At 50.9% G+C, this 19,054-nt stretch carries 21 protein-coding genes; 19 read left to right on the forward strand and 2 right to left on the reverse strand.

The window, feature by feature from the left end; translation table 11 throughout:
- Nucleotide 1 precedes the first annotated feature (1 nt).
- The 4 genes from J4760_RS01270 (at nucleotide 2) to J4760_RS01285 (ending at nucleotide 5,146) form a co-directional block, all read left to right on the forward strand.
- Nucleotides 2–745, forward strand: a complete 744-nt coding sequence (locus J4760_RS01270) for a Stp1/IreP family PP2C-type Ser/Thr phosphatase (RefSeq protein ID WP_145285260.1) — start codon at nucleotides 2–4, stop codon at nucleotides 743–745.
- A complete protein-coding gene (pknB, locus tag J4760_RS01275) occupies nucleotides 742–3,051 on the forward strand; it encodes a Stk1 family PASTA domain-containing Ser/Thr kinase (RefSeq protein WP_237604533.1) in 2,310 nt (769 codons plus the stop codon). The genes J4760_RS01270 and pknB overlap by 4 nt, the downstream gene beginning before the upstream one ends.
- 65 nt (nucleotides 3,052–3,116) lie before the next feature.
- Complete coding sequence (locus J4760_RS01280; protein ID WP_237604534.1) at nucleotides 3,117–4,388, forward strand: cytochrome P450; 1,272 nt, start codon at nucleotides 3,117–3,119, stop codon at nucleotides 4,386–4,388.
- A gap of 68 nt (nucleotides 4,389–4,456) precedes the next feature.
- Nucleotides 4,457–5,146 carry a sirohydrochlorin chelatase gene (locus J4760_RS01285; protein ID WP_237604535.1) on the forward strand — a complete coding sequence of 230 codons (690 nt, stop codon included), beginning with the start codon at nucleotides 4,457–4,459 and terminating at the stop codon, nucleotides 5,144–5,146.
- Nucleotides 5,147–5,202: 56 nt separating this feature from the next.
- Here the strand turns inward: J4760_RS01285 and J4760_RS01290 are convergent, their stop codons facing one another.
- On the reverse strand, nucleotides 5,203–5,508 hold the full coding sequence (locus J4760_RS01290; RefSeq protein ID WP_145285271.1) for a rhodanese-like domain-containing protein: 306 nt from the start codon (nucleotides 5,506–5,508) through the stop codon (nucleotides 5,203–5,205).
- Nucleotides 5,509–5,596: 88 nt separating this feature from the next.
- Between J4760_RS01290 and rsgA the strand changes: the two genes are divergently transcribed.
- Genes rsgA through J4760_RS01310 form a run of 4 tightly spaced genes read left to right on the forward strand, consistent with a single transcriptional unit; the run spans nucleotide 5,597 to nucleotide 8,454 of the window.
- A complete protein-coding gene (gene rsgA / locus J4760_RS01295) occupies nucleotides 5,597–6,463 on the forward strand; it encodes a ribosome small subunit-dependent GTPase A (RefSeq protein ID WP_237604536.1) in 867 nt (288 codons plus the stop codon).
- Between the two features lies 1 nt (nucleotide 6,464).
- Nucleotides 6,465–7,109: a ribulose-phosphate 3-epimerase gene (rpe, locus tag J4760_RS01300; RefSeq protein WP_145285276.1), complete on the forward strand. Its 645-nt coding sequence runs from the start codon at nucleotides 6,465–6,467 to the stop codon at nucleotides 7,107–7,109.
- Nucleotides 7,110–7,113: 4 nt separating this feature from the next.
- A complete protein-coding gene (locus J4760_RS01305) occupies nucleotides 7,114–7,737 on the forward strand; it encodes a thiamine diphosphokinase (protein WP_145285279.1) in 624 nt (207 codons plus the stop codon).
- A 15-nt stretch (nucleotides 7,738–7,752) separates the two neighbouring features.
- Complete coding sequence (locus J4760_RS01310; protein WP_145285282.1) at nucleotides 7,753–8,454, forward strand: DUF554 domain-containing protein; 702 nt, start codon at nucleotides 7,753–7,755, stop codon at nucleotides 8,452–8,454.
- Nucleotides 8,455–8,495: 41 nt separating this feature from the next.
- Here the strand turns inward: J4760_RS01310 and rpmB are convergent, their stop codons facing one another.
- A complete protein-coding gene (rpmB, locus tag J4760_RS01315; RefSeq protein ID WP_145285285.1) occupies nucleotides 8,496–8,684 on the reverse strand; it encodes a 50S ribosomal protein L28 in 189 nt (62 codons plus the stop codon).
- A 412-nt stretch (nucleotides 8,685–9,096) separates the two neighbouring features.
- On the opposite strand from rpmB, the gene J4760_RS01320 reads away from it, so the two are divergent.
- From J4760_RS01320 to J4760_RS01370, 11 genes are all read left to right on the forward strand, one after another.
- The gene (locus J4760_RS01320) at nucleotides 9,097–9,465 is read left to right on the forward strand and encodes an Asp23/Gls24 family envelope stress response protein (protein WP_145285288.1); all 369 of its coding nucleotides are present in this window, start codon (nucleotides 9,097–9,099) and stop codon (nucleotides 9,463–9,465) included.
- A 21-nt stretch (nucleotides 9,466–9,486) separates the two neighbouring features.
- Nucleotides 9,487–11,124, forward strand: coding sequence for a DAK2 domain-containing protein (locus J4760_RS01325; protein WP_237604537.1), 1,638 nt, complete (start codon nucleotides 9,487–9,489; stop codon nucleotides 11,122–11,124).
- Nucleotides 11,125–11,184: 60 nt separating this feature from the next.
- Entirely contained in the window at nucleotides 11,185–11,850 is a 666-nt protein-coding gene (gene sdaAB, locus J4760_RS01330) for an L-serine ammonia-lyase, iron-sulfur-dependent subunit beta (protein ID WP_237604538.1), read from the forward strand.
- 11 nt (nucleotides 11,851–11,861) lie between these two features.
- On the forward strand, nucleotides 11,862–12,734 hold the full coding sequence (sdaAA, locus tag J4760_RS01335; protein ID WP_145285296.1) for an L-serine ammonia-lyase, iron-sulfur-dependent, subunit alpha: 873 nt from the start codon (nucleotides 11,862–11,864) through the stop codon (nucleotides 12,732–12,734).
- Nucleotides 12,734–14,707: an ATP-dependent DNA helicase RecG gene (gene recG, locus J4760_RS01340; protein ID WP_237604539.1), complete on the forward strand. Its 1,974-nt coding sequence runs from the start codon at nucleotides 12,734–12,736 to the stop codon at nucleotides 14,705–14,707. The genes sdaAA and recG overlap by 1 nt, the downstream gene beginning before the upstream one ends.
- A complete protein-coding gene (locus tag J4760_RS01345) occupies nucleotides 14,704–15,372 on the forward strand; it encodes a sortase (RefSeq protein ID WP_237604540.1) in 669 nt (222 codons plus the stop codon). The genes recG and J4760_RS01345 overlap by 4 nt, the downstream gene beginning before the upstream one ends.
- A 127-nt stretch (nucleotides 15,373–15,499) precedes the next feature.
- Nucleotides 15,500–16,072 carry a transcription factor FapR gene (gene fapR, locus J4760_RS01350; RefSeq protein WP_145285305.1) on the forward strand — a complete coding sequence of 191 codons (573 nt, stop codon included), beginning with the start codon at nucleotides 15,500–15,502 and terminating at the stop codon, nucleotides 16,070–16,072.
- Nucleotides 16,065–17,048 (forward strand): phosphate acyltransferase PlsX, encoded by a 984-nt coding sequence (plsX, locus tag J4760_RS01355; RefSeq protein ID WP_145285307.1) that lies wholly within the window; start codon nucleotides 16,065–16,067, stop codon nucleotides 17,046–17,048. The genes fapR and plsX overlap by 8 nt, the downstream gene beginning before the upstream one ends.
- On the forward strand, nucleotides 17,045–17,950 hold the full coding sequence (gene fabD / locus J4760_RS01360) for an ACP S-malonyltransferase (protein WP_237604541.1): 906 nt from the start codon (nucleotides 17,045–17,047) through the stop codon (nucleotides 17,948–17,950). Before plsX ends, fabD begins: the two co-directional genes overlap by 4 nt.
- Nucleotides 17,943–18,680: a 3-oxoacyl-[acyl-carrier-protein] reductase gene (fabG, locus tag J4760_RS01365; RefSeq protein ID WP_145285312.1), complete on the forward strand. Its 738-nt coding sequence runs from the start codon at nucleotides 17,943–17,945 to the stop codon at nucleotides 18,678–18,680. Before fabD ends, fabG begins: the two co-directional genes overlap by 8 nt.
- A 34-nt stretch (nucleotides 18,681–18,714) precedes the next feature.
- Nucleotides 18,715–18,951: an acyl carrier protein gene (locus tag J4760_RS01370; RefSeq protein ID WP_145285315.1), complete on the forward strand. Its 237-nt coding sequence runs from the start codon at nucleotides 18,715–18,717 to the stop codon at nucleotides 18,949–18,951.
- Nucleotides 18,952–19,054 lie beyond the last annotated feature (103 nt).

Below are 19,054 nucleotides of genomic sequence, written 5' to 3' on the forward strand. Positions count from 1 at the left end.
CTTGAAAGCGATCGATCGGAGCATTCGTGGAGATTACAGGGATCTCAACGAGGACGTTACAGGTATTTTTGAAAATGGCACCGGCCAGATGCTGATGCTTGTAGCCGATGGCATGGGCGGCCATCGGTATGGGGACGTCGCAAGCCAGTTCGTACACGACGAAATCAAAGCTGCCTGGCAGGAGCAGAATCTGCTGAATGTCGAAGAAGGTGTGGAGTTCTTGCGGCGGCTGGTGATGGACGTCAACAGGCGGATGTATGACTATCAGCAGGAGCATCCCGAATATCAGGGTATGGGTACGACGCTTGTACTATGCGCTGTCATCGAAGAGACACTCATCATTCTGAATGTCGGTGACTCCAGAGCCTATGTCATGAACAGCCGGGGCATCGACCAGGTGACGAATGATCATTCATTCGTCAATCTGCTGGTGGATGCAGGAGAAATTACAGCAGAGGAAGCAAAACGTCATCCGAAGCGCAATATCATTACGAAGGCGATGGGGACGGACCGCCTGATCCAGGCGGATGTATTCAGGCTGAGGAACAGGCAGTACGACTATCTGCTGCTTGCCTCCGACGGACTGACGGACAATCTTGACGACAGTGAACTCCATGCCATCATCCGCGCTGAGGCTGCGATGACGGATAAGGCAGCACAATTGACGGAACGTGCGATAAAAGAAGGATCCACAGATAATATCAGCCTTGTTCTTGCCGATCTGAAAGCGAGTGGATCGGTTTGATCGGCCGCATCGTTTCCGATCGATACCGGGTAATGGAATACCTCGGGGGCGGTATGAGTTCGGTCTACCTCGCACATGACATCATCCTGGACCGTGAAGTTGTCCTGAAGATGATCAAGGTCGATCACCACAACAGGGAAAAGTCGAAGGCGCGTTTCCAGCGGGAAGTCGAGAGTACCATCCATCTTGCACACCCGAACATCGTCAGTGTGCTCGATGTTGATGAATCTGAAGAGTACCATCTGCTTGTGACGGAAGTTGTTCATGGACCCACATTGAAGTCCTTCATTGATGAAAACCATCCCATTTCAATCGACGAAGTGATCCGCATCAGTGAAATGATTCTAAGAGGCATTCGGCATGCCCATAGCGCCGGCATCATCCATCGCGATATCAAACCTCAGAACTTGCTGATGGATGAAACACAGCAGATCAAAATAACGGATTTCGGTATTGCCAAGGCGCTGAGTGAAACCCGCCTCACGGAGACCAACCAGGTGATGGGGTCGGTGCAGTACATCTCACCCGAGCAGGCCAAAGGCCATATGACCGATGAACGGACGGATATCTATTCATTCGGCATTGTGCTCTATGAGCTGATCACAGGTGAGCTGCCGTTTGACGGGGAGACACCAGTGTCTGTGGCACTGAAACATATTTCAGAACCGTTCCCGAACATTTCCAGACATCGTGACATCCACGAGGATCTCGCCTATATCGTCTACAAGTGCACCGAAAAGGATCCGCACCGTCGCTACAGGCAGGTCGATGATGTCGTGAAGGATCTGAACAGCTTCAAGGAAGGGCGTCCGATCAGTGCGGCCGCAGTGCCTGCTGATATTGACAGGACGGTCGAATCCGCACCTGTCAAGCCGCCGGTATCAAAAGAGCCGGAAGAACAGCAGGAAACACCTGCGCCACCGAAAAAACGGCGGTGGATGCTGTGGCTGCTCCCGGTACTGCTGATACTTGGTGCCCTGGCGATTCTATTCTATCTGTTCTTGTCCGGAGATGACCCGATCACCCTGCCCGATATGCAGGATATGACAATGGACGACGCAGAGGCGGTCCTTTCGGACAATGGGCTGGTGATGGGGGAAGTTTCAGAGGAGTACAACAGTACGTTTGCTGAAGGCAGAATAGTCGAGACGACCCCTGTCTCCGGTACTGAAGTGGAAAAAGGTGCGACAGTGGACTTCATCATCAGCAGAGGAGAAGAACCCTATGTAATGGAAGATTTTACCGGTGAAAGTTACGACAGTGTGCTTGGTTCAATCAATGACCTCGGGTTTGATTCGCTGGAGGTGGAGGAAGCCTACGATGATTCAGAGCCGGGCACCATCATTTCCCAATCCATAGAACCCGGCACGGAAGTCGACCCGAGCGAGTCATCCCTCTCACTCACCATCTCCCAGGGCATCGAACCTGTCGAGATGCGGAACTATACAGGACAGCTGTATAACAGCGTGGAAGCGGAACTTGCCGAGCAGGGATTCGCTGTTGAACTGGAGCAGGTATACGACAGCAGTGAATCCGGCACCATCCTCACCCAGTCCATAGAAGCGGGGACTGAAGTTGTACCGACGGATGAGACGCTCGTACTCACCATCTCACGGGGACCTGAAACAGTCCTGATGGAAGATTATACGGGCCAGTCCTATGACTCGGTGAGTGAAGCGCTTGAAACACTTGGATTCGAGCTGCAGGTGGAAGAGGAGAATGATTCCGCAGATGAAGGCACCATCCTTTCACAGTCCATAGAAGCAGGCACTGAAGTCGTCCCATCTGAAGAGACGCTCACACTCACTGTTTCACAAGGGCCGGCGCAGATTGAAATCACTGACTATACCGGTGAGCCTTTCGACACTGCAAAGGCGGCGCTTGAAGAGCAGGGCTTCACTGTGGAAATGATCCAGGAAGCCTACAGCAGCGAAGTCGAGGAAGGCAGTGTGATCAGCCAGACTCCGGATGAAGGTGAGCTGGTGCCGGAAGATACAAATGTCCGCATGGTCGTTTCACTCGGAGCGGAGCCGGCACGAGAAAAAGAATTCGTCAAGGAGATCACCATCCCCTACGCTTCCGAGGAGGATGAGGCACCCGACGAAGAAGATGGCTCCGAACCGAAGAATGTGGAGATTTATATAGAAGACAGCGAACATTCCATTGAGAATCCTGCAGATACAATTGAAATTACCGAGGATACCGAATATACGATCAGCCTCATCATCCAGGAAGGCGAGATGGCCTCCTACCGTATCGAACGGGAAGGGGAAGTCATCGCAGAGGAAGAAATTCCCTACGAGTAATTGTTGGCATATATGGCATGATTTATATATAATGAGGTAGGAATACTGAAATTGGAGGAGAACTTATGAGCACAATCAAGAGGGACAAAGGTCTCGATAACACTCTGAAAGTCATGAAAGAAGGATATCTCTATACAACGAACCAGCGCAATCGACTGGGCGCAGATAACATTTTCGAAACACGTGGACTGGGTGGCAAGCGCGTCCTCGTTCTCAGTGGAAAGAAAGCAGCGGAAACTTTCTATGACAACGATAAGATCGAGCGTAAAGGTACGCTGCCTAAACGTGTCGTGAATACACTGTTCGGTAAAGGTGCGATCCACACGACTACAGGCAAGAAGCACATCGATAGAAAAGCCCTTTTCATGTCCTTGATGACAGAAGGCAACCTGAAGCACCTTAGGGAACTGACACGCAACCACTGGTACATGAACACCCACAGAATGGAACAGATGGACCAGATCAACATCTACAGGGAATCCATCATCCTCCTGACAAAAGTCGGTACCAAATGGGCAGGTGTACAGGCGCCTGAAGAGAAGATTGAAGAAATCGCTACGGACATGGACATCATGATCGATTCCTTCAAAGGTCTCGGAACAGCGTTCAAAGGCTACCGCTCCTCTGTAAAGGCACGCCGTCGCGTGGAGGACTGGCTTGAAGACCAGATCATCCAGACACGTAAAGGCAAGATCTTCCCTCCTGAAGGTACAGCGCTCTATGAGTTTGCACACTGGGAAGATTATCTCGGCAATCCGATGGATTCCAGACTCTGTGCGATTGATCTGATGAATACGTTCCGTCCTCTGATTGCGATCAACCGCTTCGTTTCATTCGGTCTGCTTGCGATGCATGAGTTCCCAGTTTCAAGAGAAAAGATCAATAATGAAGATGACTATGCCTACATGTTCTCCCAGGAAGTCAGACGCTTCTATCCATTCGTTCCTTTCCTGCCGGCCAAAGCGAAAACCGATTTTCATTTTGATGGCCATAAAGTGGACAAGGATACGATGCTTCTGCTTGACATCTATGGCACAATGCACCGGGAAGATGTATTCGAGAATCCGAACGAATTCCGTCCTGAGCGTTTCCTCGACTGGGATGGCAGCCCGTTCGACCTGATTCCGCAAGGCGGCGGCGACTACTACACGAACCACCGTTGTGCAGGCGAGTGGATGACAGTCATCATCATGGAAGAGACGATGAAGTACTTTGCAGGCAGAATCACATACGATGTGCCTGAACAGGATCTGAGAGTGGATCTCAACAGTATTCCAGGATACGTCAAGAGTGGCTTTGTCATCGAGAATGTCAAAGAGAATCTCGACCGTAGATAAGCTTGCGATCAAAAGGCTGCAGACAGTGTCTGCAGCCTTTTATTATATTGGATCAGGGGGATCTTGATATGGAACAGATCATCGTTTTGCACGGCTCGAAAGATGAATCCCGCAATGATGCACTGGCCGGCAGGCTTCGCAGCCTGATGGGGGAAACCGGAAACTATCATGCTGCTTTCATCGAGAGCCATGAGCGCAGTGTCGACCAGGTGATGGAACGATGCGTCCGGCAAGGGCACCGGAACTTCAATGTCGTGCCGGTACTTTTCTTTTCCGCTTCCCACTACTGCCGGGACATTCCACGCGCAATCGGGCGGGTGAGGGAAAGCCATGATGACATCGAATGCAGCATTGCACCTGTACTGAGCCATCATCCGCTGATGCAGCGCTTTATTGAAAAGCGTCTATCCGAGCTGCCGGAAGACGGTGTGGCCCTCGTAATGGCCCATGGCAACGCGGACTATGCCGCGGCGGACCGGGAGCTTTTCGACCTGCTGTCAAAAGTGGAGACCAGGCGTCCGCTTCATCCATGCATGCTCCAGGGGAAATTGTCGGTGGCGCACGTCATTCCCGGATTGGAAGCGCAGTATGACACCTTCCACGTCATTCCGATTGCTCTCGAGGATGGGTTCCTTACATCGAAAATGAAAGAAGCGGTGATGGATGAAACAGGGAGTACCTCGGTCAATTTCACTCCATCCGTCAATTTTGATTCCATGTTGAAGGAGATCATCATGGATCATATGTATGACAAGTAGAGTTGCTGGGCATGAATAAAGGTGCCCCCCGGCAAGGGAGGCACCTTCAATTGCGGCTATAGATGGTTGACCGGACCGTCATAGGCCATGATACCGCCTTCAACATTAACTGCTTCGTAGCCGTTGTCCATCAGGTAGTTCTGCACCTGCGCGCTGCGCTGGCCGGAGCGGCACATGACATAGTACTTCTTGTCCTTGTCGAGGGTCGGAAGCGCACTGTCGAAGTTCGACATCGGGTAGTGCTGTGCACCTGGAACAAAACCGGTCTCTTCAAGCTCATCCCTTTCCCTGACATCGATCAGCACATTGTCCGGATCCTGTGTTACATGCTGCACTTCGCTTGCGTGGATTGCATCTGCCATACTGTCTCCTCCTTATATAAGTTCTCCTCACATTTTATCATAAACTGCGGAACTGTTATAATGAAGGAAAATGAGTTCGGGGTGAAGTATGCAAAAAGGAAGAATTATAAAAGCATTGAGTGGATTCTATTATGTGGAATCCGAAGGCAGTCTGTATGAAACACGTGCGCGCGGACTGTTCAGAAAAACGAAGGAGTCACCGCTTGTCGGTGATATGGTGACTTTCCAGATTGAAAATGAAAATCAGGGATATATCGGAGAGATACATGCGCGCAGGAATGCCCTGGTACGCCCACCGGTCGCAAATATCGACCAGGTGCTCGTAACGATGAGCATGAAGTCCCCTGAATTCAGCTATTATCTGCTGGACCGCTTCCTCGCCTATGCCGAGGCGCATGATATAGAGCCGGTCATCGTGATTACGAAGACGGATCTCGTCCAGGATGATGAATACATGGCGCAGATCGCATCAGTATACCGTTCGACGTATGACATCCATTTTACAGACCGTGATCATATCAATGAAGCGCTGAAAGATATTTTCAAAGATAAGATCAGTGTGCTGGCCGGCCAGTCAGGTGTCGGCAAGTCGACGCTTCTGAATACACTCGTACCGGAGCTCGAGCTCGACACGAATGAGATCTCCAATGCGCTCAATCGTGGCAAGCATACGACACGTCATGTGGAGCTGGTTGAAATCGGCGGCGGACTGATTGCCGACACGCCAGGATTCAGTACAATCGAATTCAGTGAGCTCGACAAGCATAATCTGAAATTCTGTTTCCCGGATTTCAACCATTACAGCGAGTCCTGCAAATTCCGGGAATGCCAGCATATGAATGAACCGAAATGCGGTGTCAAGAATGCTGTGGCAGCAGGTGAGCTGCAGGAGAGCCGCTACAGAAGCTATACAGCCATCTATCAGGAAATTGAAAACAGAAAGGCGAGATACTAATATGGTCAAAATACTTCCGTCACTGCTGGCCAGTGACTTTGCAAAGCTTGGGGAAGATATAAGGAAAATGGAGGAGGCGGGCGCTGATATATTTCATCTGGATATCATGGACGGCCAGTTTGTGCCGAACATCTCCTATGGTCTGCCGGTTGTTGAAGCCATCAGCAGGACAGCCTCCATCCCTCTCGATGTCCATCTGATGACGCATGAGCCGGAACAGTTCATAGATGAATTCAGCAGAATGGACATCAGCATGGTGTCCTTCCATATCGAGGCGACGAATCATCCGCACAGGCTGATGCAGCGCATACAGGAAAGTGGGATGAAAGCGGGCATCGTACTGAATCCGCACACACCGGTATCCTTGATCGAGCATCTGCTTCCTGAGATCGACTTCATTCTCATCATGACGGTTAATCCAGGTTTTGGTGGACAGAAGTTCATCGGCAGCGGCGTCCTGAAGATCGAACAGCTCGATGCGCTGAGACAGGAGAATGACTATGGTTATGAAATTGAAGTGGATGGCGGCATCAACGATGAAACTGCCGGGATCTGCAGAGCGGCTGGTGCGGACCTGCTTGTCAGCGGCTCCCATCTGTTCAAATCGGAGGATTGGAAGGCTGCAGTCAGCAGAATGAAGGGGTGATTGGATGCATATGAATGTTCTGATCCGTGAGGATCAATCGGGTGCATTGAAAGAGAGGCAAGGCGAAGCCTGGACCGGCGTCGACCGGGGCGTCTATCTGCTGCTTCTTGAGGACATCACGCCGCATTATACGTATGGGGACTTCGATTCCGTCAGCAGTGCGGAATGGAAGTATATCGAGGAACGCCTGGCAGTCACCCCTGTCCCCTCGAGAAAAGATGATACAGATCTTGAGATGTGTCTCCGTGACCTGGTGTTGCGCGGCTACAGCTCGATAGATGTATACGGGGCGACCGGGGGCAGGCTCGATCATATGATCGGCAATATCTTCATGCTCATGCATGGAGATTTCAGGGAGGCGGACATCAGAATAATCGATCGGCAGAATGTCATGCAGCGGCTTGAAGCAGGGAGTCACCATGTCGAGAAGGCAGCAGGAATGAAATATGTCTCCTTCATTCCTTATGTCGAAGGCACTGAACTGACTCTCTCAGGGTTCGAGTACAATCTTGAGAGGCGCAGGCTTTCCCTCGGTGCCACACTTACGATCAGCAACGAATTTGTGGCGCACCATGCAGAAGTCCATACAGATGAACCGATAATTATGATACAATCCAAGGATGACTAGAAAAGGAGGGGTGCAGTGATTCTTACAGGTGCATTTGTCAATGGACTGGCGATTGTTGTCGGTGGTTTTCTCGGACTGGTATTTACATTCATTCCGGAATACATAAAGGACTCGATCATGAAGATACAGGCGCTGGTCATCATCACCCTCGGCATCCAGATGGTCGTACAGGCGGAAGATATCATCCTGACTCTGCTCAGCCTGATTGTCGGTGTGGTCATCGGTGAGGTCATCCGGCTCGAGGAGCTGCTCAACCGCTTCGGCCACTGGCTGGAGTTCAAGCTTGGGGATAAGCATGCGGGAACGCTATCCCAGGGGCTTGTATCCGGTACGCTCGTATTCATTGTGGGAGCCATGGCGATCGTCGGTGGTCTCGATGCCGGACTCAGAGGGTCGAATGAAGTGCTTTTCACCAAATCGATCATGGACTTCTTCATTGCCATTGTGATGACGACAACCTATGGCATGGGGGTCATCATCTCCGGTATACCGACATTTCTGTATGAGTCGGGCATCATCCTTTCCGCCCAGCAGATTGCAAGATTTGTTCCAGATCCGGTGATGGATGCAATGATCCAGCAGGTGACCGCTACCGGCGGTGTCATCCTGCTTGCCATCGGTCTCAATATGCTCAATGTCACGCATATGCGTGTCGGCAACATGATTCCTGCCATTTTTACAGCAATGTTCATGGTCTATCTGATCAACATCATCTAATAAAAAAACCATCCGACACTGTCGGATGGTTTTTTTAGATATTAAACGCGTTCAACTTTACCGGATTTAAGCGCACGAGCTGAAACCCATACTTTTTTCGGCTTGCCGTCAACCATGACTCTTACTTTCTGCAGGTTGGCGCCAAAACGTCTTTTGTTAGCGTTCATCGCGTGTGAACGGTTGTTTCCTGAAGTCGCTTTACGACCAGTGAAATAGCATTCTTTAGCCATATTTTCATCTCCTTTTATAGAAATTACCATAAACATTGATTGTTGGTTTAATTGCATACTCTAATATAATACATTATTTTATGCTTCACGTCTACATCAAAAGTTGCAGGAGTGATAGTCGGACGCAGTGCAGCAATGATTCCGATCTGTCCGAAACAGTGCAGAACAGCTGATTAGACTGGTGGATGGAAGGGAAGGTATATAGTGCACAGCAGACCTTTCAGACAACAGACGCTGTACCAGGTTTCACCTCCAATGGTTTGCGCTTACAATGGAAGTCAAATATAATACAGTAAACAGCAGATATATGGATTGCATGTATTTTTATAGGATCTTTATTTGAGGTGACGGCTCACTTGTAATCATATGTCATTTCTGCTTATAATAAAATGATGCAACAGGGGGTAGAGCAATGACTCTGGAAATAAAAAATGAACTGGGCAGCATAGATATCGCGATGGATGTCATCTCCAATATTGCCGGTGGGGCAGTAGTGGAAAGCTATGGCGTAGTCGGTATGGCTTCAAAGCATCAGGTAAGGGATGGCTTTGCGGAACTGCTCGGTAAAGAGAACTATGCACGGGGTGTCATCGTCGACAACAAGGATGGCGACATCAGCATCGACCTGTATATCATCGTAGGCTATGGAGTCAAAATCTCGGAAGTGGCGACGAATGTACAATCAACTGTAAAATATAAACTTGAAAAGACGCTTGGGCTTGATATCAAATCGGTGAATATCTACGTTCAGGGTGTCAGAATCATCAATACCGAGGACTGACCAGGGAGGATTTATTAAGTAATGGATAAGATAGATGGCAGAATGTTCAGGAATATGATTTTAAGCGGGGCCGAAAATCTTCGGCGGCATGCTGAATATGTGGATTCTTTAAACGTCTTCCCTGTACCGGACGGTGACACGGGGACGAATATGAATCTTTCCATGACCTCGGGTGCAGATGAAGTCGAGGATAAGGAAGATGTCCATATCGGTACTGTGGGGAAGCACTTCTCCAAAGGGCTGCTCATGGGCGCACGCGGCAATTCGGGTGTCATCCTTTCCCAGCTTTTCCGCGGATTTTCCAAAGCGATCGAGGAAAAGAAGGAAATAGAAGCAGCGGACTTCACAGCGGCTTTCGGAGCAGGGGTCAAGACTGCCTATAAGGCGGTCATGAAACCTGTGGAAGGGACAATTCTTACAGTTGCCAAAGACTCTGCAAACAAGGTCGAGGAGATTTCAGCAACCGAGTCTTCCATCATCACCATTATGGAAGCGGTCATCAAGGAGGCGAAGGCATCCCTTGAAAGAACGCCGGAACTGCTCCCTGTACTGAAGGAGGTCGGTGTGGTGGATTCCGGTGGACAGGGTCTTGTATACGTCTACGAAGGATTCCTTTCTGCGCTGCGAGGCGAACCGATAGAAGTGTCCGGGAAGCCGGATACGGAGACATTTGTCAATGATGAGCATGATTTTGATGAGTTCATGTCTGTTGAAGACATCGAATATGGTTTCTGTACAGAATTCATGGTACGGTTCGACTCCGGCAAGCGTGAATTCAATGAAGACGATTTCCGGCAGGATATGAGCGAGTTCGGCGATTCCCTGCTGGTCATTTCGGATGAGGAGATCGTCAAGGTCCACGTCCACACGGAAACGCCTGGCGAAGCCATGACCTACGGTGCGACATATGGTGAACTGATCAAGATGAAGATCGAGAACATGCGCGAGCAGTTCAGAGCGGTGCACCACAAGAAGGAAGCGGCACCAGCAAGAAAAGAAGGATATGATACCGCCATCATCACTGTGTCATCCGGGGAAGGTGTCAATGAGCTGTTCAGAAGCATCGGTGCCACGCATGTCATCAATGGTGGACAGACGATGAACCCTTCAACGGAAGATATATTGAGAACCATCGAGGATGAAGCGGTCAAATCCGCCATCATACTGCCGAACAATAAGAATATCATCATGGCAGCGGAGCAGGCGCGGGATATGCTGGAGATTCCGGCAGTCGTCATCCCGACACGCTCCATTCCGGAAGGGCTCTCGAGTCTCCTGGTGTATTCACCCGAAGCAGAACTTGAAGAGAACAAGGATGCGATGGTCGCTTCTCTTGAGCATGTCAAGACCGGACAGGTCACCTATGCGGTCAGGGACACGAAGATCGACGGCATCGAAATCAGGAAGGATCAGCATATGGGCATCAAGGACGGCAAGATCACCGGTGCGCATGATTCCCGTGAAGCTTCGCTGAAGCAGCTGATCGAATCCATGCTTGACGAAGAGTCGGAAATCGTCACTGTACTGATCGGTGATGAAGGGAATCCGGAAGAAGTGGACCGCATCATAGAGGCGCTTGAATCCGAATACGATGAAGTGGAATTCGAGGTTCATGATGGACAGCAGCCGGTATACAGCTATCTGCTATCTGTAGAATAGTCATAAGAATCTCATCGGTTCCAGGGAGCTGATGGGATTTTTTTGAACGGAGGGGTTTATATGAAGTATAAGAGTGTTTTTGATATCATCGGCCCGGTGATGGTCGGGCCATCGTCGTCCCATACGGCAGGCGCCGCGAGAATCGGGCTGCTGGCACGGAATCTGTTCGGCGGACAGCCGGATCATGTGGACATCTATCTATACGGATCCTTCAAGGATACGTACAAGGGGCACGGTACGGATGTGGCGCTGATCGGGGGTCTGCTCGGATTCGATACGGATGATGACCGCATCATTTCAGCATACGCGCTTGCTGAAGCGTCATCGATGCAGGTGCAGTTCATCGAGATGGACGAGGAGCGCTCGCACCCGAACACTGCGCTTCTGCACCTTGTAAAGGGAACAGAACGTCTGACGGTGGAAGGCATTTCCATCGGTGGGGGCAAGATCGAGGTGGTCAGCATCAACGACTATCCGATAAACATCTCGGGCAACTACCCGGCATTGCTGGTCTTTCATAAGGATACGTTCGGCACGATTGCACGGGTGACGACCATACTGGGGAACAACCGTATCAATGTCAGCCAGATGAATGTGGCCCGCAAGGAAAAAGGGGACATTGCGCTGATGACCATTGAACTGGACGACACGATAGAGAGCGCCATCATTGAAGAAGTGCGACAGGCGTCCGGTGTCGACAGAGTAATTGAAATGAAAGAAAGCTGAGGTGGGTCATTATGTTTAAAAGTATTCAGGAAATGATAGAGAAGGCAACGGCCGAAAACAAATCGATTGCGGATATCATGATCGCCCAGGAGATGGAAGTGACGGGCCGCTCATACTTGGATATCCATAAGGACATGGAGCGTAATCTCGAAGTGATGGAGTCGGCTGTCGAAGAAGGCTTCGGTGGTGTGGAAAGTACTACCGGACTGACCGGCATGGATGCCGTGAAAATGAAAAAGTACATCGATAGTGGAAGAGGGCTCAGCGGAGAACTCACGCTCTATGCCATTGCACATGCAGTGAGTACGAATGAAGTGAACGCAGCCATGGGCAAGATCTGTGCCACCCCTACGGCCGGTTCTGCCGGTGTTGTACCCGGTGTGCTTTTTGCCATGCGTGAAAAGCACGATATAAGTCGGGAGGACATGGTGAAGTTCCTCTTCACTTCCGGTGCCTTCGGTTTTGTTGTGGCCAATAATGCAAGCATCTCTGGTGCCGCGGGCGGCTGCCAGGCGGAAGTCGGCAGCGCGAGCGCAATGGCGGCGGCAGCCCTTGTGGAAATGGCCGGGGGAACTCCTGAGATGAGTGCCCACGGTTTTGCGATTGCGCTTAAGAACATGCTTGGACTCGTATGCGATCCGGTCGCCGGTCTGGTTGAAGTGCCCTGTGTCAAAAGGAATGCGGCCGGTGCGAGCAATGCACTGACTGCAGCGGATATGGCGCTTGCGGGCATCGAATCCAGAATCCCGGCCGATGAAGTGGTCGAAGCGATGTACAAGATCGGCCTGACCATGCCGTCGGCACTGCGAGAAACCGGCCGCGGCGGCCTGGCTGCGACGCCGACAGGGGAGCGTATAAAAGCAGAGCTTTTCGGTGAGCAGTAATGCTTTCCATGTACCATGTCATCACGCCACCGCCACCTGTGGAAGATATGAAGGGTGTCGGGCCGAAACTCCGTGACAAGCTGCTCGAGCTCGACATCAGAAATGCCAATGATGTCCTGTTCCAGCTTCCAAGCGGCTATGAAAACCTGAGTGTCATGGATCTGACCGAAGCCAGGCATAATGATAAGGTCACAGTGGCCGGTGACATCAAGACCGAACCGGCACTCGCCTTCTTCAGGGGCGGCAAGAGCCGTCTGACCGTATTCATGGAAGTCAACGGCATGTATGTCAAAGTCGTCTTCTTCAATCAGCCCTATCTGAAGGATAAGCTGAAGGTCGGTGGTTCAGCCAGAATATCCGGGAAGTTCAATCTCCATAAGCTTGAAATCAACGCGCAAAGGCTCATCTTCGATGCTTCCGGCGGCTTCCATGTGAAATACCATCTTGGTGGTGTAATGCACTCGAAGACCTTCAGCAAGATAGTAGCTGAAGTGTTTGAAAAGTGCATCTTCAACTATGATCTGCCGGAAGATCTGAAGCAGAAATACCGTCTGCTCTCCATAAGGGAAGCATTATGGCATCTTCATTTTCCGAAAAACCCGCATGATATCAATGAGGCGCGCCGGACAATCAAGTTCTATGAGCTTTTCATCTTCCAGCTGCAGCTGATGGAGAGGCGCAGGCAGGAGCGTGTCAGGAATGAGCGGTATATCGTCGACTATGACGTCGAAGCGCTCCGTGAATTCATCGACACGCTGCCATTTGAGCTCACTTCCGACCAGAAGCGGAGCGCCAATGAGATCTGCCGCGATCTGAAACAGAACATTTCGATGCACCGCCTGCTGCAGGGGGATGTCGGGAGCGGCAAGACGATTGTTGCCGGACTGGCGAGCTATGCGATCAGGACGATCGGCGAGCAGACAGCGCTGATGGTGCCGACAGAAGTGCTCGCAAACCAGCATTACCAGTCATTCATGGAAATATTCGATGGCCGTCTCAATATCGCCAAGCTGACAGGTACGACGTCGCGCAAGGAAAAGATGTACATACAGGAAGCACTGCGTGAAGGGGAAATAGATCTCATCATCGGCACCCATGCGCTGATAGAGGATGATGTCGTCTTCAAGAGGCTCTCCCTCATCATTACGGATGAACAGCACCGTTTCGGTGTCAACCAGAGGAAGCGGCTGAACGACAAGTCCTATCGCAAGAATGTCCTCTATATGACAGCCACGCCGATTCCAAGAACACTTTCCATCACCACTTTCGGTGATATGGACATCTCGATCATCAAGGAGATGCCGAAAGGCCGAAAGTCCGTCATGACATACTGGCGGCGGTTCGATGAAACGGATGAAGTGCTTGATGACCTGGCTGGTGAGATAAGTAAAGGGCATAGCGCCTACATCGTTGCGCCGCTGATTGAAGAATCGGAAACACTCGACCTTAAAAATGTGCAGGAGATCTTCCAGCTGTTCACAGACCGTTTCGGCAGTGAGAACGTCGAACTTGTCCATGGCCGTATGAAGCCTGAGGAGAAAGCTGCCGGTATGAAGCGTTTTGAAGCGTATGAAAAGCCGGTGCTTGTATCGACTACGGTAATAGAAGTCGGCATCAATGTACCAAATGCCACTTTTATGGTAATATTTAACGCAGAACGGTTCGGTCTGTCGACACTCCATCAGCTGAGGGGGCGGGTCGGGCGCAGTAACAAGCAGAGCTACTGCGTTCTGATCAGCGACCCGAAGACGGAGAATGCCAAACTCAGGATGGACATCATGACGAGTACGACGGATGGATTCGAACTGAGTGAACGGGATCTTGAAATGCGCGGGCCGGGGGACTATTTCGGTGTCCGCCAGAGCGGACTGCCCCAGTTCAAGGTGGCTGACCTTGCGGAAGATTACCGGGTACTCGAGCACGCGCGGATGAGCGCAATCGATTATGCTGCGAAAATGGAGGCGGATGGATGAGGTATGTCGTTAGGATCTTCGGTGTCGCATTGATACTTTCAGGTGTCGTGCTTTTCTTCTGGCAGGACATCCGTGAACTATTTACAGACCGTGTGAATGATCGGGTCATCGAAGCCTACCAGCAGGGGGACCGTGATGTGGAGGTGAACCCGCTCGAGTCATTCGTTACAGGAATCGACGACAGTGGGGAAGCGTCAAGTGCCGAAGGAACTTCCGATACGGCAGGTGACGGAAGCCAGACGGAATTCAACATGGATAATGTGGCCGGCATCCTTTCGATAGCTTCAGCAGACATCAGAGAACCGGTTTTCAGAGGGCCGGTGACGGAAAGCAACCTGAGGAGGGGTCTGTCCTTTGTTGATGCAGGTGACCATGTCGGCATGCAGAACATCCCGATAGCAGGCCATCGTGTGGAAGGCATCGGCATCCGGTTCAATCATTTGGATCGTGCTTCTGTCGGGGATGTGGTTACCTTCGACACTGCCGAAGGTACACGGACATACGAAATCACCGATATATTCGAGGTCGATCCTTCCCAGGTCGAGGTGCTGGACCAGAAGGCAGGGGAGCCCCAGCAGCTTACGCTGATCACATGTGAGGACTATAATCCCGAAACGCTGCTCTTCGAGAAGCGGCTCATCGTCAGAGCGGCAATAGTGGAGTGATGGAATGGTGCATGCCCCGAAACCGGGCCGTGCACCTTTTTTATTTTCCCATGCCAGAAATTGTTTGAAATCGCCAAAGCAGTTATATATACTGATGTTAGTACCAACTACTAAATGAGGTTGACTTATGGCGAAATATAAGAAAAGAGAACGCCAGGAACTTCTGATCGAAAAAGTATCGACAGATCCCTTCCTGACTGATGAGCGGTTATCTGAAATGTTTGAGGTCAGTATACAGACGATCCGGCTGGACCGTCTGGAATTGAATATCCCCGAGCTTCGGGAACGCATCAAGCATGTGGCCAGGGAGGAGACGGACAAGATCCGGAGCCTTTCACTGCAGGAAGTGGTCGGCGAGATCATTGATATCGAACTCAACCATCATGCACTGTCACTCTTTATTGTAGAGGAGGGCCATGTGTTCAGGAAGAATCAGATTGCCCGTGGGCATTATCTGTTTGCTCAGGCCAATTCCCTATGTGTCGCCGTCATCGATGAGCCGCTGGCGCTGACGAAATCGGCGCAGATAGAGTTCATCAAGCCGGCAAAGCTTGGCGACAAGGTGATATCAAAGGCAGTAGTCGAGAAGATGGAAGGCAGGATTGCCGCCATTACAGTCGAATCGAAAATTGAACAGCGTCTCGTATTCAAAGGGCGTTTTGAAATGTACTATACAGGTGAAGGTGAAAAAAATGGTTAAAATTGCAGTCGATCTAATGGGTGGAGACAATGCACCTCACGAAATTGAGAAGGGCGTACTACAGGCTGTCGAAGCGGACCAGTCGATTGAAATACTGCTCTTCGGTCTCGAAGGCGCCTATACGGGCGACCATCCCCGCATACAGTTCATCGAAGTCAGTGAAAAGATCGAATCGGAAGATGACCCTGTCCGTTCAGTGAGAAGGAAGAAGGACAGCTCACTTGTCAGGGCTTGCCAGGCGGTCAAGGATAAGGAGGCGGACGCCTGCATCTCAGCCGGCAACACGGGCGCGCTGATGAGTGCCGGGCTGTTTGTGGTCGGCCGCATCAAAGGCATCGAACGTCCGGCCATCGGAACACTGCTGCCTACGACGCATGCAAGCGGCAAAGGCATGATGCTGCTTGATATGGGTGCCAATGTCGACAATAAGCCGAAGCATCTCTACCAGTTTGCGGTCATGGCGGATCTATACATGCGGGACAACGAGGGCCGCAGCAATCCGACCATCGGGCTTGTCAATAATGGCAGCGAAGAGAACAAGGGCAGCGAAATGACGAAAGAGACGTTCAGGATGCTGAAGGAGAGCGATCTGAATTTCACCGGCAACTTCGAAACACGAGATATCCTCTCCGGCAAGGTGGATATTGCAGTGACGGATGGATTCACCGGCAATATCATACTTAAAACAATCGAAGGCACTGCCATGGCACTCATGGGGGAAGTGAAGCATGCTTTTCTCAAGAACGCCAAAAACAAGATTGCAGCACTGATACTGAAAAAGGATGTACAGGGCATCAGGGACCTGCTCGACTACCGTCATTACGGTGGCGCGCCTCTGCTCGGACTGGATGGCAATGTTCTGAAGGCCCATGGATCGAGCGACAGTACGGCGATTGTATCGGCCATCAGGCAGGCGAAGAGAATGGCCCGGTCTGATGCCATAAACAAGATCAAGGAAAGTGTGGGAGAGGAATGAATAAACTGATTCTATTTCCAGGCCAGGGCGCACAGTACAGCGGAATGGCCAAGGATATATATGAGAATTCCCCGGAGGGACGGACGCTGCTTGATGAAGTGTTCATGAATGTGGACTTCGATCTGAAATCGATCATGTTCGAGGACGATGCACGTCTGAACCAGACGGAATATACACAGCCCGCCCTGTTTGCGCACAGCCTTGCAGTGCTTGCAGCAACAGGCATCAAGGGCGATATCGTGCTTGGGCACAGCCTCGGCGAACTGCCGGCGCTTGTTCATGCCGGTGTCCTGAGTGTCAGGGATGGTGTAAGGATTGTTGCAAAGCGCGGCGAACTGATGGCCGGGAGCGAAGGCGGCGGCATGGCGGCTGTCATCGGCATGGAGCGCGAGGCGCTTGAAGCACTGTGTGCATCCCTTTCTGACGACACACGCAGAATACAGCCTGCCAATATCAACGCACCGGACCAGATTGTCGTTTCCGGCGATCGTGGACTGATCGAGTCTTTTACAGCTGAAGCGAAATCGCATGGCGCGCGGAAAGTGATGCCGCTGAACGTATCAGGCGCATTCCATTCCTACCTGATGGAACCGGCCCAGCAGGCGTTCAGGGATTTTGTCAGTGGCATCGAATTCAATGCACCGGCCATCCCGGTCATCCAGAATGTCTCGGCAAAGCCGGAGACGGACCCGGAAACAATCAGAGCACAGCTCATCGATCAGCTGACACATCCGGTGCGCTTCGTCGAATGTGTCGAAGCAGCAGTGGAACAGGGTGTGACGGAAGCGGTCGAAGTCGGACCGAAGAAAGTACTGAACGGACTGGTAAGAAAAATAGATCGTTCCATCAAAACATCCAATATTGATACAATGGAACAGGTAAAGGAGTTCAACAATGGGTAATATCGCACTCGTAACAGGCGCATCAAGAGGCATCGGCAGAAGCATCGCACTGAAGCTTGCAGAAAACGGCTACACGGTCATCGTCAACTATTCCGGTTCAAAGGATAAGGCAGAAGCTGTCGTATCCGAAATTGAAGCATCAGGGGGCACGGCGGAAGCGGTGCAGTGCCATGTCCAGAACTTCGATGACGTAAAAGCAATGGTCAAGCATATTACGGATACGCATGGTTCCATCGACGTTGTCGTCAATAATGCCGGAGTGACTAAAGACAACCTGCTGATGAGAATGAAAGAGGCCGAATGGGATCAGGTCGTAGACGTCAATCTCAAAGGGACATTCAATGTCATACAGAACGTCGCCCGCCCGATGATCCGCCAGAAGGGCGGCCGGATCATCAACGTATCGAGCATCGTCGGTTCACTCGGCAATGCCGGCCAGACGAACTATGTCGCTTCAAAGGCAGGCATCGACGGCATGACGAAATCGGTTGCCAGAGAACTTGCGCCGAAAGGCATCACGGTCAATGCCGTGGCACCGGGATTCATCGAAAGCGACATGACGGATGTACTGTCCGATGAGATCAAATCGCAGATGCTGTCCCAGATACCATTGAACCATTTCGGCAGTACGGATGATATTTCCGAGACGATTGCGTTTCTGGCATCCGGTTCCGCCCGCTATATTACCGGTCAGACCATTCATGTAAATGGTGGTATGTACATGGGCTAGACCCTGTGGTACCATTGGAGGGAGGTGAAGAATAATGGCAAACTTTGATAAAGTAAAAGACATCATCGTGGACAAACTTGGAATCGATGAGGAAAAAGTAACAAGAGATGCATCTTTCAAGGATGACCTTGGTGCAGACTCTCTAGATATCGCTGAGCTTGTTATGGAACTTGAAGATGAGTTCGAAATGGAAATTCCGGATGAGGAAGCTGAAAAGATCAACACAGTAGGCGACGCTCTGGATTACATCGACAAACTGGACGCGAAGTAATGATAAAATCCACTTTTCGAAGTGGATTTTATTTTTATGCTAAAACTTTTATTCATCATGACAATCATTTAAAATAGTGGAATGGAGGCGAATATGATGACCA

Source organism: Salinicoccus sp. ID82-1 (genome assembly GCF_021991715.1).
Classification (GTDB): Bacteria; Bacillota; Bacilli; order Staphylococcales; family Salinicoccaceae; genus Salinicoccus; species Salinicoccus cyprini.

Excerpts from the sequence above, each read along its gene's own strand:
- J4760_RS01280 (WP_237604534.1), top strand. The coding sequence starts at position 3,117 with ATGAGCACAATCAAGAGGGACAAAGGTCTCGATAACACTCTGAAAGTC.
- J4760_RS01285 (WP_237604535.1), top strand. The coding sequence starts at position 4,457 with ATGGAACAGATCATCGTTTTGCACGGCTCGAAAGATGAATCCCGCAAT.
- J4760_RS01290 (WP_145285271.1), bottom strand. The coding sequence starts at position 5,508 with ATGGCAGATGCAATCCACGCAAGCGAAGTGCAGCATGTAACACAGGAT.
- rsgA (WP_237604536.1), top strand. The coding sequence starts at position 5,597 with ATGCAAAAAGGAAGAATTATAAAAGCATTGAGTGGATTCTATTATGTG.
- rpe (WP_145285276.1), top strand. The coding sequence starts at position 6,465 with ATGGTCAAAATACTTCCGTCACTGCTGGCCAGTGACTTTGCAAAGCTT.
- J4760_RS01305 (WP_145285279.1), top strand. The coding sequence starts at position 7,114 with ATGCATATGAATGTTCTGATCCGTGAGGATCAATCGGGTGCATTGAAA.
- rpmB (WP_145285285.1), bottom strand. The coding sequence starts at position 8,684 with ATGGCTAAAGAATGCTATTTCACTGGTCGTAAAGCGACTTCAGGAAAC.
- J4760_RS01320 (WP_145285288.1), top strand. The coding sequence starts at position 9,097 with ATGACTCTGGAAATAAAAAATGAACTGGGCAGCATAGATATCGCGATG.
- J4760_RS01325 (WP_237604537.1), top strand. The coding sequence starts at position 9,487 with ATGGATAAGATAGATGGCAGAATGTTCAGGAATATGATTTTAAGCGGG.
- sdaAB (WP_237604538.1), top strand. The coding sequence starts at position 11,185 with ATGAAGTATAAGAGTGTTTTTGATATCATCGGCCCGGTGATGGTCGGG.
- sdaAA (WP_145285296.1), top strand. The coding sequence starts at position 11,862 with ATGTTTAAAAGTATTCAGGAAATGATAGAGAAGGCAACGGCCGAAAAC.
- recG (WP_237604539.1), top strand. The coding sequence starts at position 12,734 with ATGCTTTCCATGTACCATGTCATCACGCCACCGCCACCTGTGGAAGAT.
- J4760_RS01345 (WP_237604540.1), top strand. The coding sequence starts at position 14,704 with ATGAGGTATGTCGTTAGGATCTTCGGTGTCGCATTGATACTTTCAGGT.
- fapR (WP_145285305.1), top strand. The coding sequence starts at position 15,500 with ATGGCGAAATATAAGAAAAGAGAACGCCAGGAACTTCTGATCGAAAAA.
- plsX (WP_145285307.1), top strand. The coding sequence starts at position 16,065 with ATGGTTAAAATTGCAGTCGATCTAATGGGTGGAGACAATGCACCTCAC.
- fabD (WP_237604541.1), top strand. The coding sequence starts at position 17,045 with ATGAATAAACTGATTCTATTTCCAGGCCAGGGCGCACAGTACAGCGGA.
- fabG (WP_145285312.1), top strand. The coding sequence starts at position 17,943 with ATGGGTAATATCGCACTCGTAACAGGCGCATCAAGAGGCATCGGCAGA.
- J4760_RS01370 (WP_145285315.1), top strand. The coding sequence starts at position 18,715 with ATGGCAAACTTTGATAAAGTAAAAGACATCATCGTGGACAAACTTGGA.